The organism is Streptomyces ossamyceticus, assembly GCF_001418475.1.
In the GTDB taxonomy this organism is placed as follows: domain Bacteria; phylum Actinomycetota; class Actinomycetes; order Streptomycetales; family Streptomycetaceae; genus Streptomyces; species Streptomyces ossamyceticus.
This window is the reverse complement of the sequence record NZ_LIQX01000122.1, coordinates 1-12,546: the sequence shown is the minus strand read 5'-3', so window position 1 is coordinate 12,546 and position 12,546 is coordinate 1. Positions and strand designations below refer to the sequence as shown.

General features: G+C 72.2%; 8 protein-coding genes and 1 pseudogene. 2 read left to right on the top strand and 7 right to left on the bottom strand.

Translation table 11 applies throughout. From position 1 onward, the window contains the following. Window positions 1-272: 272 nt before the first annotated feature. The 4 genes from AOK15_RS11035 to AOK15_RS11020 all read right to left on the bottom strand — a co-directional run bounded on the left by AOK15_RS11035 (window position 273) and on the right by AOK15_RS11020 (window position 5,133). Window positions 273-854 (bottom strand): GTP-binding protein, encoded by a 582-nt coding sequence (locus AOK15_RS11035; RefSeq protein WP_055515381.1) that lies wholly within the window; start codon window positions 852-854, stop codon window positions 273-275. Continuing rightward, complete coding sequence (locus AOK15_RS11030) at window positions 835-1,404, bottom strand: DUF742 domain-containing protein (RefSeq protein ID WP_055515379.1); 570 nt, start codon at window positions 1,402-1,404, stop codon at window positions 835-837. The genes AOK15_RS11035 and AOK15_RS11030 overlap by 20 nt, the downstream gene beginning before the upstream one ends. 98 nt (window positions 1,405-1,502) lie before the next feature. Continuing rightward, the gene (locus AOK15_RS11025; RefSeq protein ID WP_004983065.1) at window positions 1,503-1,916 is read right to left on the bottom strand and encodes a roadblock/LC7 domain-containing protein; all 414 of its coding nucleotides are present in this window, start codon (window positions 1,914-1,916) and stop codon (window positions 1,503-1,505) included. Between the two features lie 10 nt (window positions 1,917-1,926). After that, complete coding sequence (locus AOK15_RS11020; protein WP_205632113.1) at window positions 1,927-5,133, bottom strand: sensor histidine kinase; 3,207 nt, start codon at window positions 5,131-5,133, stop codon at window positions 1,927-1,929. Between the two features lie 669 nt (window positions 5,134-5,802). Here AOK15_RS11020 and AOK15_RS11015 point away from each other — a divergent pair. Further along, a pseudogene (locus tag AOK15_RS11015) lies at window positions 5,803-6,717 on the top strand (non-reducing end alpha-L-arabinofuranosidase family hydrolase); the annotation flags it as partial. A 248-nt stretch (window positions 6,718-6,965) separates the two neighbouring features. Then, window positions 6,966-8,420 (top strand): DEAD/DEAH box helicase, encoded by a 1,455-nt coding sequence (locus AOK15_RS11010; protein WP_055515377.1) that lies wholly within the window; start codon window positions 6,966-6,968, stop codon window positions 8,418-8,420. Between the two features lie 87 nt (window positions 8,421-8,507). Here AOK15_RS11010 and AOK15_RS44935 read toward each other — a convergent pair whose 3' ends face one another. From AOK15_RS44935 to AOK15_RS11000, 3 genes are all read right to left on the bottom strand, one after another. Continuing rightward, window positions 8,508-8,654: a hypothetical protein gene (locus AOK15_RS44935; protein ID WP_157870207.1), complete on the bottom strand. Its 147-nt coding sequence runs from the start codon at window positions 8,652-8,654 to the stop codon at window positions 8,508-8,510. Between the two features lie 165 nt (window positions 8,655-8,819). Continuing rightward, a complete protein-coding gene (locus tag AOK15_RS11005) occupies window positions 8,820-10,037 on the bottom strand; it encodes an ATP-grasp domain-containing protein (RefSeq protein ID WP_055515375.1) in 1,218 nt (405 codons plus the stop codon). After that, a partial coding sequence (locus tag AOK15_RS11000) for an amino acid adenylation domain-containing protein (RefSeq protein WP_055515373.1) occupies window positions 10,034-12,546 on the bottom strand: 2,513 nt, incomplete at its 5' end. The genes AOK15_RS11005 and AOK15_RS11000, both read right to left, overlap by 4 nt.

Here is a 12,546-nt window from a genome sequence, read left to right as displayed (position 1 = left end):
ACCCAGCCGTCCGAAGGCCCCGGCGCCCCCGACAAGGGGAGCGACCGGGGCCTTCGCGCGTGCCTACGGTGCCCCGGACCGCCGCCCGGCAAGGGGGAGGTCCTCACAGCCGCCGCCCGGCACCCTCAGGGGCGCGGGGAACTGCGCGACCGGCCACGACGGACCCGCGGTCGCCGAAGCACACCCACCCCCACGGCGACGCGCCGAAGCCGGACGAAACGAAGGGGCCCCTCACAACGAGGGGCCCCTTCGTACGGCTGAGCGTCGCGGACCTACCGCAGGCGCGCCATCAGCGCGTGCTCGACCAGAGTGATCAGCGCAGACTTGGCGTCGGCCCGGTGCCGCGCGTCGGTGGTGATGATCGGGGTGTCGGGTCCGATCTGCAGCGCCTCGCGCACCTCGTCCGGGGTGTACGGCTGCTGACCGTCGAACCCGTTGAGCGCGATGACGAACGGCAGCCCGCTGTTCTCGAAGTAGTCGACCGCGGGGAAGCAGTCGGCGAGACGGCGGGTGTCCACCAGGACCACGGCGCCGATGGCACCGCGGACCAGGTCGTCCCACATGAACCAGAAACGGTCCTGGCCGGGCGTGCCGAACAGGTACAGGATCAGGTCCTGGTCCAGGGTGATACGACCGAAGTCCATGGCGACGGTGGTGGTCGTCTTGTCCCCGGTGTGGGTGAGGTCGTCGATGCCCGCGGACGCGGAGGTCATGACGGCCTCGGTACGCAGCGGGTTGATCTCGGAGACGGCACCCACGAACGTGGTCTTGCCCACGCCGAAGCCACCCGCCACCACGATCTTCGCTGAGGTGGTGGAGCGGGAAGGACCGCCGCTAGAGCTTGCGAAGTCCACTGAGCACCCTTTCGAGCAGTGTCACGTCTGGCTGGCCGCCGGCGTTCTCGTCGCCGCCGGGCTGATGGATGGCGACCAGGCCCGCCTCCGCCAAGTCGGCGACGAGGATCCTGGCCACGCCGAGAGGGATCGTCAGCAGGGCCGAGATCTCGGCCACCGACTTGATCTCCCGGCAGAGGTTGCAGATCCGCTGATGCTCGGGCAGCTGGCCCTGCATCTGGTGCGGCTGCGCGGTGGTGTGCACCAGCGCCTCGATGGCGAGCTGGTAGCGCGGCCTGGTGCGGCCGCCTGTCATGGCGTACGGGCGCACCAGGGGGTTGCTTGCCCCTCCCGCAGGAGACGGCTCGGGGCTACGGCGCTGCGGCTGTACCGGCTGGATGCGCGGCGCAGGCGGCTGGTCGTACGGCGAAGGGCCGGGGCCCTGCGGTGCGTACGGCTGCTGGCGGCTCGGTGCGGAGGGGAAGTTGTACCGATTCTGGTCACCCTGGCCCGGCCCCTGGCCAGGGTAGGACCAGTTGCCCGACGATGAACCGCCTGGGGGTGTTGCCACGTTCTCTCCTCCTCCGACTGTGCTGGCATCCATGGCTCATTGGAAGCCGCGTCCCGAAACCTTACGGCCCCGGGACGCCAAAACGCACCGTCTCACTGTTAGTTGAGCAGGCTGCCCTGGAGCTCCGCACGAAGATCGGGCGTCAGGACCGTGCCGGCACGGTCCACCAGAAGGGCCATCTCGTACCCGATGAGACCGATGTCGGCTTCCGGATGTGCGAGAACGGCGAGCGAGGAACCGTCGGAAATGGACATGATGAACAGGAATCCCCGCTCCATCTCCACAACCGTCTGATTGACGCTGCCACCTTCGAAGATGCGGGAGGCACCCGCGGTCAGAGAGGTCAGACCCGACGCGACGGCCGCCAGCTGGTCGGCTCGGTCGCGCGGAAACCCTTCGGACATCGCCAGAAGGAGTCCGTCGGCGGAGACCACCACCGTGTGAGACACCCCGGGGGTGTTGTCCACGAAGTTGGTGATCAACCAGTTCAGGTTCTGTGCCGCCTGGCTCATCGGGCTCACACTAACGCTCCTGGTTGTAGGTGCTGTCAGGACCGAAGCCCTGGCCGTTCGTTTCACTGCCTGCGTTGCGCCCTCGCTGGACACCCCGGCGCAGGTTGCTCAGCCTGCCCCGGACGTCCTCGGGGGCGCGGGAGATCTGTGGACCTCCCTGCGGGGTCGTCGTGGCGGCCCCCTCGACCAGATTGGCCTTGGGCACCCGCCGCGGCAGGCCGGAGGAGGTGACTCCGCCCGCCTTCGGCTTCTTCAACTGGGACGCCTGCTGCCAGCGCTCGTCGTTGGCCGAGCGCCAGTCGCCGTTCGGCCCCCCGGTCGTCGGCTGGTCCTGGGACACATCCTGTCGTCCGTTCACGGCGCCCGCGCTCGTGCCGCCCATGCTCGCGGTGGACCCGCGGCGGGGGAGGCCGGCGTCGGTCAGCGCGTGGCCGGCGGAAGGAGTGGATCCCGGACGGTCGAAGCCTACGCGGTCCGGCTCCTTCACGTCAGCGGCCTGCGAAGATTCCGGTTCCGGAGCGTACTCGGAGCGGTAGGAGCTCTGGTAGTCCTGCTGCTGCGGCCAGTCGTCCTGATAGGACGACTCCTCGAAGCCCGAGTAGGTCTCCGGGGCCGCCGGGGCCTGCTCCTCCTGCGCGGGCTCCGCATAGGCGGGCTCCGGGTAACCGCCGGTCGCGGAGAACGTGTCGTTCCCGCCCCGCTGCTGCCCGTTGCCGTTCTGTACGGCGCCGCCCTGACCGAAGTACGCCTCGTCGTACGACGGCTGCTGCGGCTCCTCGTACGCCGTCTGCTGGTCGTAGGCCCGCTGCTGGTCCACATAGGCCGTCGCGCCGTTGTCGTACGACGGATCGGGTGCCTGGAAGTCGTCGCCGTAGCGCGGCGGCTCGATGGCCGGGTTGCCGTGCGTCTGGGCCTCCAGGGCCGCACGGCGCTCCTCACGCATCAGGGAGCGGCCCACCGGGTCCAGCTCGCGGATGTCGTTGGGTATCTCGTAGCGGCTGTCGTCGAAGCCCAGCTCGGCGGCGGTGCGCATCGGGGCGCTCTGCTGCTGCTGGAACGCGTGCTGCTCCGGGATGATCTGGGAGACCGTGAACTGGTCCACCGGGGGCTGCTGCTCGCCGCCGCCACCGTGGGTGATGACGTCCGGCAGCATGACCAGGGAGGTCGTGCCGGCCTGCTCGCCGGAGGGGCGGAGCTGGACGCGGATGCCGTGGCGGTCGGAGAGGCGGCCGACCACGAACAGGCCCATGCGCTGGGAGATCGCGGCGTCCACGGTCGGCGGGTTGGCCAGCTTGTGGTTGATGTCGGCGAAGTCCTCGGCGGTGAGGCCGATGCCCTTGTCGTGGATCTCGATCATCACGCGGCCGTCGGGGAGACGGGTCGCGGTGACGCGGACCTTGGTCTGCGGGGAGGAGAACGTGGTGGCGTTCTCCAGCAGCTCGGCCAGCAGGTGCACGAGGTCGGTGACGGCGCGGCCGTGGATCTCGGCCTCGGGGACGCCGGACAGTTCGATGCGCTCGTACTGCTCCACCTCGGAGGAGGCGGCGCGCAGGACGTCGATCAGCGGGACCGGCTGGTCCCAGCGGCGGCCGGGTTCCTCGCCGGCGAGGACCAGGAGGTTCTCGCCGTTGCGGCGCATACGGGTGGCCAGGTGGTCCAGCTTGAAGAGGTTCTCCAGCTGGTCGGGGTCGGCCTCGTTGTTCTCCAGGTCGGTGATGAGGGTCAGCTGGCCCTCGATCAGCGACTGGTTGCGGCGCGAGAGGTTGGTGAAGATCGCGTTGATGTTGCCCCGCAGCAGGGCCTGCTCGGCGGCGAGCCGGACGGCCTCGCGGTGGACCTGGTCGAACGCGCGGGCGACCTCGCCGATCTCGTCCGTGGTGGTGATCGGGATCGGCGCCACCCGCGTGTCCACCCGACCCGGGTCGGTGCGCGAGAGCCGGTCGTACAGCACGGGCAGCCGCTGCTCCGCGATGGTGAGGGCGGCGGTGCGCAGCCCGCGCATCGAGCGGCTCATCTGCCGGGCCATGAGCGCCGTGACGAGGAACGCGGCGAGCAGGGCCACCACGACGACCAAGCCCTTGACGAACGCGGCACGCCGGGCATCCGACGCGATCCGTGCCGCCTCGTCCACCGCGGCGTCGATCAGCTGCCGCTCGACCCTGCCGTACGCCTCGAACTTCCGGGTCGAGGCGGCCATCCACGTGGCCGGGGTGATGCCCTGCGCCGCGAGGACGGCGGGCCCCTCCCCGGCCGCGATCCGCTCCGTCATCCGTTCCAGGCCGGGTAAGGCCGCCCGGCCGCTGCCCGCGACCGTCGTGCGGTGCTCCCCGCCGGGCACCAGCCGCCCGGGCCCCTCCAGCCGCTCCGACTCCCGCTCCCTGCGGTGCCCCGTCGGCCCCGTCGGCCCCGCCGGTCCCGTCGCCTGTCGCTGCGCCGTGCCGGAGGTGAGCCGGGCTACGGTGGCGTCCGTCCCGGTCGCCCCGTACGTCCGGGCCGCGATGACCTCCAGACGGCGGTACGCCAGGAACGCGTTGAGCTGCTGTTCACGAAGCGGCCCGGTGTCGCCGGGCCGGACCATGAGGTGCACGCCGACCGACCGCTGGAGAGACGCGGCCTCCTTCGCCAGGGCGAGGGAGTACACCATGCGGCCGTACGACGCGGAGTTCTCCATGCCGAACCCCAACTCGTTGGCCAACCCGATGATCAGCCGGCCCAGGACGGCGTAGCCCTCCTCCGTGGCCACCGGATCCGTGCCCGTGGTGAACGCCTGCGCGCGCACCGCCGCCAGCTGGGGCCAGACCCGCTCCACCTGGCTGATCCGCTGTTCCAGGCCGTGCCCGGCGGGCAGCGCGGCGACCTCCCGCCGGAAGTCGGCCGCGCGCAGGTCGGTGACCGCCCGTACGTCCCGCACCACCGTGCTGTCCCGTCTGCCCTGGAGCAGCGGCGCCACGGAGAGGTCCCGCTCGTCGAGAAGCGCCGAGTGGTAGGCGCTGCCGGCGGCGACGATCCGCGCCACGTGCTCCGCGACCTTGGCCGACTGCCAGGTCTCCACGGATGACCGCACCTGTATGCCGCCCAGCACCAGATTGGTGAGCACCGGGACGAGCAGGATGACGGTCAGCCGCGTGGACACGTGCCACCGGCGCGCGAGAAGACCAGGGGGCGCCGAGGCTTCGCGTGCCGGTGCCGCCGCCAAGATCTGTTTGCTTCGCCTCATTCGAAACCCTCACCTCTCGGCGTCGGCGCGCGGGGCGCCCGGGAACCCCGCAGGGCGCGTTCCACCTTGACTTACGCCTTCGGCGGGCTCTTCGAACGCGCCTTTCCGGACTTCCTGTGTGCCGGTCGATGCTTTGCTCTGGCTGATTCGCAACCTCGGGGGACCTCGCATGCGCCCGGACCGCCCCTTACCCGTCGAAATGTTTCGGAGTGCGTACCGAATCTTGCGAGAGGTATTGACGCCGTTCACCGGCTCCCTATGATCCGAATTGGTCGACACTCCGCCCCTTGTTCGAAATCACGCACGCGCCACAAGGCTGTTCCGCTCGGGCGGCGGGGCACCTCGGGTCGCGCCCATCGAAACAGTTCGAGCCGCAAGGAGTACGTCGCTCATGCGTATGTCATGCCCTCGTCAGTGCGGCGAGGCGGGTCGCACAGGGACGCGGGGACCCCGGTCGCCCCCGCGCCCGTAGACCGCCGTCAGCCGCACCGCATCGACAGTCCGGCCGCCCCTCCGACAGGGCCGGTCGGGAACCGTTCACTCCAGAATCGAGAGGTCGTCATGCGCAAAGGAACGTTCGGCCGCAAGCGTCTGTCTGTGGGGCTGGCCGCCGCGACCGCGGCCCTGATCTCGGCGGCGTCGCTCGTCGCCAACCCGGCCCAGGCCGCCACCAGCGCCGCCTGTGCCCTCCCGTCGACGTACCGGTGGACGTCGACGGGTCCGCTGGCGCAGCCCTCGAACGGGTGGGCCTCGCTGAAGGACTTCACCAACGTGACGTACAACGGCAAGCACCTGGTCTACGGGACGAACTTCGGCTCGAACTGGGGCTCGATGATGTTCACCCCCTTCACGAACTGGTCGGACATGGGCTCGGCCCGCCAGAACAGCATGAACCAGTCCACGGTGGCGCCCACGCTGTTCTACTTCGCGCCCAAGCGGGTCTGGGTCCTGGCGTACCAGTGGGGTGCGTGGCCCTTCATCTACCGCACGTCGAGCGACCCCACCAACCCCAACGGCTGGTCCGCGCCGCAGCCGCTGTTCACCGGAAGCATCTCCGGCTCCGACACCGGCCCGATCGACCAGACGCTGATCGCCGACGGTCAGAACATGTACCTGTTCTTCGCCGGTGACAACGGCAAGATCTACCGGGCGAGCATGCCGATCGGGAACTTCCCGGGCAACTTCGGGTCGTCGTACACGACGATCATGAGCGACACGAAGGAAAGGCTGTTCGAGGCGCCGCAGGTCTACAAGCTCCAGGACCAGAACCAGTACCTCATGATCGTGGAGGCCATGGGGGCGAACGGGCGCTACTTCCGCTCCTTCACCTCCTCCAGCCTCAACGGTTCGTGGACCCCGCAGGCCGCCAGCGAGAGCAGGCCCTTCGCGGGCAAGGCCAACAGCGGTGCCACCTGGACCAACGACATCAGCCACGGTGACCTGGTCCGCAACAACCCCGACCAGACCATGACCGTCGACCCCTGCAACCTGCAGTTCCTCTACCAGGGCAAGGCCCCCAACTCGGGCAACGGCCCCTACAACCGCTGGCCGTACCGGCCGGGCGTCCTCACCCTGCAGCGCTGACCGGCCTGATCCGGGAAGCCGGCCGACGGGTGCCTGACGGGGTCCTCCCACGTCAGGCACCTTCGCGTGGGGGTGCGGGGCGACGAGGTGCGTACGTCGGCGGCCAGGGGACTGTCGCTGGCGTGTGTTAGCGTCATGCGTTTGCGTGGTCGTCGCGGTGGGTGGTTCCGCGTGGTCGGCCGGCACTGGTGCGTGGGCCGTTCGATCCTGCCGGGCCTTCCCCATACGTCCTCTGCGGAAGGCAGTTCATGAAGCATCCCGAAGACTCCGGCACGGCTCACGCCGGTTCCGGCCGGCCCGCGGCCACGGCGCCCCCGGAGCCGCCGTCCCCGGCCGTCTCCTTCGCCGGCGCGGGACTGCCGGCGGAGGTGCTGCGGACCCTGACCCGGCTCGGCGTGCGTGAACCCTTCCCCATCCAGGCCGCCACCCTGCCCGACGCGCTGCAAGGGCGCGACGTCCTGGGGCGCGGGCGCACCGGCTCGGGCAAGACGCTCGCCTTCGGTCTGCCGCTGCTGACCCGCACGGCCGGGCGGCGCGCCGAACCGAAGCAGCCGCACGCGCTCGTCCTGGTGCCCACCCGGGAACTGGCCGAACAGGTCACCGAGGCGCTGGCACCGTACGCCGAGGCACTGCGGCTGCGGATGGCCACGGTCGTCGGCGGCCTGTCGATCGGCCGGCAGATCGCCGCGCTGCGCGAGGGCGCGGAGGTGGTCGTCGCCACTCCCGGGCGCCTGCACGACCTGATCGAGCGCAAGGCCTGCCGTCTGGGGCGGGTGAGGATCACGGTGCTGGACGAGGCCGACCAGATGTGCGACCTGGGATTCCTGCCGCAGGTCGTCGACGCCCTCGACCAGGTGCACCCCGACGGCCAGCGGATGCTGTTCTCGGCCACGCTGGACGGCGACGTCGACCAGCTGGTCCGCGACTACCTCCGCGACCCCGTCGTCCACTCGGTCGACCCGTCCGCGGGCGCGGTCACGACGATGGAGCACCACGTCCTGGTCGTCCACGGCCCCGACCGCTACGCCGTCACCACGGAGATCGCCGCCCGTGACGGCCGCGTCCTGCTGTTCCTCGACACCAAGCACGCCGTCGACCAGCTCACCCGGCATCTGCGGGCGAGCGGTGTGCGCGCCGGGGCCCTGCACAGCGGCAAGGCGCAGCCCCAGCGCACCGCGACGCTGGCGCAGTTCAAGGACGGCCGGATCACCGTTCTGGTGGCGACCAATGTCGCGGCCCGCGGCCTGCACGTCGACGACCTCGATCTCGTGGTCAACGTGGATCCGCCCACCGACCCCAAGGACTACGTGCACCGGGCGGGCCGCACCGCCCGCGCCGGCGAGTCCGGCAGCGTGGTCACGCTCGTCCTGTCGGGCCAGCGCCGTGAGGTGAGCCTGATGATGGCCGGGGCGGGCATCGAGGCGACCGTCACCAAGGTGCGCTCGGGGGAGGCGGAGCTGAGCCGGATCACCGGCGCGAAGGCTCCCTCGGGGACCCCGCTGGACGGCGGGCCCCCCGCCCGCCCCAAGAACACCAACGCTCCCTTCCGGGGCCTCGGCACGTCCAAGGGCGCGGCCAAGGGCACCTCCCGCGGCGCCGGCGGCACGTCGCGCGGTACCGGGGGCACGTCCCGCAAGGCCGGCGAGGCCCGCAAGCTGGCGGAGGCCCGCCGTGCGGCCGCCGTGCGGCGCAACAACGGCTGATAGCGGCGTGGTGCCGTCATACGGACGGACGGAGGCCCGGTGGCCTGAGGCCATGGGGCCGGGGGAGTCGTGGCCCGGTCGGTTCGGTCAGCCGCAGCGGCGCCCCGAGTTGATGCAGAGGACCGCACGCTTCATCAGCCGGTCGGTCATCACGTTGATGACGTCGTTGTGGTCGGTGATGGCGTTGCGCCGCTGTCCCTGGAAGCCGTCGCCGGCGACCGGCTCAAGCGCCACCGGGCCGTTGCCACTCGGTACGACAAACTCGCCGTCCGCTACGTAGCGACAATGCTGGTCGCAGCTATTAATGAGTGGCTGTGACCAGCACTTTCACCACTACTGTCGTCGGCCCCGTGCGCGGCTGGGGCGGCCACCGGGCAAGCCGGGTGGCGCCGCCCGGCGTCAGAGGGGGCGCAGCACCTCCAGACCGATCGCGGGCGCGGCCTTGTCGAGGTCGGCCAGGCACCCTTCGCGGGTGTCGCCTACGACGGTCACCAGGGCGTAGCGGCCGGCGACATGGCCGTGCGGCGGCAGCCGCAGCTCCTGGCCGGGGAGGGCGACCGCCAGGGCGGAGTCCACCCCGGGGGGCAGCGCCGCGCGGTCGATCGACACGTGGCGGGCGATGCAGTCCGCCTCCGGATAGTGGAAGCGGACGGCCGCCACGCGGTGCCGGTCGGGGCGGATGTCGGGCTCGTCGCCGCAGGCCACGCGGGCGGCGACGAGCGCGGCGTCGACACCGAGGGCGAGCCGGCCGATGTCCGGGATGCGGTCGCCGCCGATCCGGGCGTTGATCTCCACGACCTTGGGGCCGGCGGTGGTCAGCCGCAGTTCGGTGTGCGTCCACCCGGTGGTGAAGCCGACGGCCCGGTGCGCACCGGCCACCACGTCCCGTACGCGCGGGTCGTCCATCAGCGGGTCGCGGCCGTCGACGAGGTGGCCGACCTCCTCGAAGTACGGCGGGTAGCCGCAGTCCTTGCGGGCCACGAAGGCCAGCGACATCCGGCCCTCGTACCAGGCCGCGTCGACACTGATCTCGGGGCCGTCGAGGTACTCCTCCACCAGGACGTCCCCAGGGGCCACCTCCACGGCGCCGGGCGCGGTCGCCGCGCGGGCCAGCCGGAACCGGCCGGCCAGCAGGTGGGCGGACTCCACCTTCACCACGCCCGTACTGGCGTTCAGCGCCCGGGGTTTCAGCACCAGCGGGTAGCCCACCCGCGCGGCGGCGGCGCGGGCCTGCGGGAGCGAGGTGACGGGCACCGACTCGGCCTGCGGCACCCCCGCGGCACGGAGCGCCTCGCGGGTGGCCCGCTTGTCGCGGCACCGCAGCACGGCCTCGGGCGGGCTGCCCGGCAGGCCGAGCAGCCGGGCCAGTTCGGCGGTCTGTACGACCCGGGTGTCGTCCCAGGTGATGACCCCGGCGCAGTCCAGGCCCCGGGCGGCGGCCGCCAGCGCGGCCGGGTCGGCGGTGTCGAGGACGGTGTTCCCGGTGAGGTACGGCGCCTCCCAGGTGGGCGCGCGGTCGGCGAGCAGGTGGACGTCGTACTCTCCGGCCACCGAGCGCAGCAGGTACTCCCGGTAGATCTGCGAGCCGGCGCCGACGAGGGCGAGTGTTCTCCTCATGCGTGTGCCTCCGCCTCGGCGAGGTGGGCGGCCAGGGTGCGTACCGTGCGGTGCAGGTAGAGCTGCGGCAGGGGAAAGACGGGCATCCGGGCCTCGCGGAGCGCGGCCAGCAGGCGTACGGCGAGCAGCGAGTTGCCGCCGAGGGTGAAGAAGTCGTCGTCCGGTCCGACGTGGAACCCGAAGATCTTCTCCCACACGCCGTGCAGCCGGGTCTCCAGGTCGCCGGCCTCCTCGTCCGCAGCGGCCGGTGTGCTCCGCACGCCGGCGAGGGGCTCCGGCAGGCGGGACGTGTCGATCTTGCCGTTGGGGGTGAGCGGGAGGGCGGGCAACGCGGTGACCGTCGACGGGACCATGTGCTCGGGCAGGAACCGTGCCGCATGGCGCCGCGCCTCCTCGGTTCCGGCCGACGGCGCGGCGCCGTCGGGGCCCGGGCCTCCGTCCCCGCCGCGGAGCACCACATAGGCGTCCAGCCGCGCGCCGGCCGCGTCGCCCGGCTTCTGCCGCAGCACCACGGCGGCCGCCGCGACACCGGGCGCGTCCAGCAGCCGGGCGCGGATCTCGTCCAGCTCGATGCGGAAGCCGCGCAGCTTCACCTGGTTGTCGAGGCGCCCCAGGTGCTCCAGTCTGCCGTCTGGCAGGAGCCGGCCCCGGTCGCCGCTGCGGTACATGGGGCCGGGGGCGTACGGGTCGGAGACGAAGCGCTGCGCGGTGAGTTCGGGCCTGTTCAGGTACTGGCCGGCCACTCCGGCCCCGCCGACGTGGATCTCTCCGGCCACGCCCGGGGGCAGCTCGCGGCCCTCGGGGTCGAGGACGTAGAGGTGCCAGCCGGGCAGCGGGCGCCCGACGGACCTCGAACCGGTCAGCGCCTCGCGGCGGGTGACGGTCTGGGCGGTGACGTGCACGGTGGTCTCGGTGATGCCGAACATGTTGACCAGCCGGCACCGCGACGCCGGGTGCCGGTCCAGCCAGGACAGCAGCGGGCGGGTGTCCAGCGGTTCGCCGCCGAAGACGACCAGGCGCACCGAGTCCGTCACCGGCTCGGCCCGGTCGGCCTCCATCAGCTGGGCGAACGCGCTCGGGGTCTGGCTGAGGACGGTCACCCGTTCCTCGCCCAGCAGCCGGGCGAACCGCTCCGGGTCCCGGGACGCCCAGTAGGGCACGACGACGAGCCGGCCGCCGGTCGTCAGGCAGCCCCAGATCTCCCAGACGGAGAAGTCGAAGGCACTGGAGTGGAAGAGGGTCCACACGTCACGGCCACCGAGCCCGAAGTCCGCGCGGGTGGCGTCCATGAGGGCCGCCACGTTGCGGTGCGGGACGACGACGCCCTTGGGGCGGCCGGTGGAGCCGGAGGTGTAGATCACGTAGGCGGCGGCGTCGGCGGAGAGCGGTCCGGGCGTCGGCGCCTGCTCGTCCGGGTCCGCAGCGGCGAGGGCGCCGGGGTGGACCGTCCGCACGCCCTCCGCGACGGGAAACGCGTCGGACTCGGTGACGACCAGGGACAGTTCCGCGTCCTCGGTCATGTACGCCAGCCGGTCGGCCGGGTAGGCGGGGTCCATCGGGACGTACGCCGCGCCCGTCTTGAGCACCCCGAGCAGGATCACCACGAGGTCGGCCGTGCGGTCCAGGCAGACGCCCACCCGGTCCGCCGGTGCGACGCCGAGCGTCCGCAGCGCGCCGGCGATCCGCCCAGCGCGCTCGTCGAGCTGACGGTAGGTCAGTTCCTCGCCCTCGAAGGTGAGGGCCGTCGCGTCCGGGGTGCGTTCGGCCCAGAACCGCACGGTCCGCTCGATGCGCTCGCCGGCCGCCTCGGGCACGGCGGGTGCGCGTCCCAGGCCGCCCAGGACGGCCAGGCGCTGCCGCTGTTCGTCGTCGAAGAGCGGGACGTCGGCCAGCGGCGTGTCCGGCCGTGCGGTGACCAGCGCCCGGTGGGCGGTGACCAGCATGCCGGTGAGCCACTCGACGTCGGAGTCGCCGAAGGCGGAGCGCCGGTGGTGGCACACACCGGACAGGACGGTGGAGCCGTCGTCCGCCACGTGCACCGACAGCGGGTGGAGGGGGGCGAGGAACGGCCGTTCCTCGATGACCTCGGCCTTGAGGCCCTCGCCGGTGAGCACCTCGGCGGGCTCGGTGACGTACAGGCCGGCCGCGGGGTCGCGGGACGGCACCGGTTCGGCGTGGCGTACCCGCTCCAGGTACTCCCCGACCGTGGCGGTGGGCTCGGCGGTGAACGAGATACTGCGCTCGGGGCCGGTGCCCAGTTCGACGTCGGGGCCGCCGGCACAGCGCGCCAGCACCAGCCCGAGCGCCGCCGCGGCGGTGACGGCCGCCGGGGCGTCGCCGCGGACCGGCAGGGTGAAGGAGCGGCTGCCCGCGCCGGCCGCGCCGGGTTCGCCGAGGCCCCAGTCGGGGGCCGGCGCCCGGCCGAGCCGGGCCACCTGCTCGCCGAGCCGCCCGGCGGCGTCGTGCGGCGCGGTGACCGGGGCGGTGGGCCGGGCGGCCGGGTCCAGCA

What these genes read in the sequence shown, in the direction of transcription:
- AOK15_RS11020 (WP_205632113.1), bottom strand. Translation starts at nt 5,133, where the DNA reads ATGAGGCGAAGCAAACAGATCTTGGCGGCGGCACCGGCACGCGAAGCC.
- AOK15_RS11005 (WP_055515375.1), bottom strand. Translation starts at nt 10,037, where the DNA reads ATGAGGAGAACACTCGCCCTCGTCGGCGCCGGCTCGCAGATCTACCGG.
- AOK15_RS11010 (WP_055515377.1), top strand. Translation starts at nt 6,966, where the DNA reads ATGAAGCATCCCGAAGACTCCGGCACGGCTCACGCCGGTTCCGGCCGG.
- AOK15_RS11025 (WP_004983065.1), bottom strand. Translation starts at nt 1,916, where the DNA reads ATGAGCCAGGCGGCACAGAACCTGAACTGGTTGATCACCAACTTCGTG.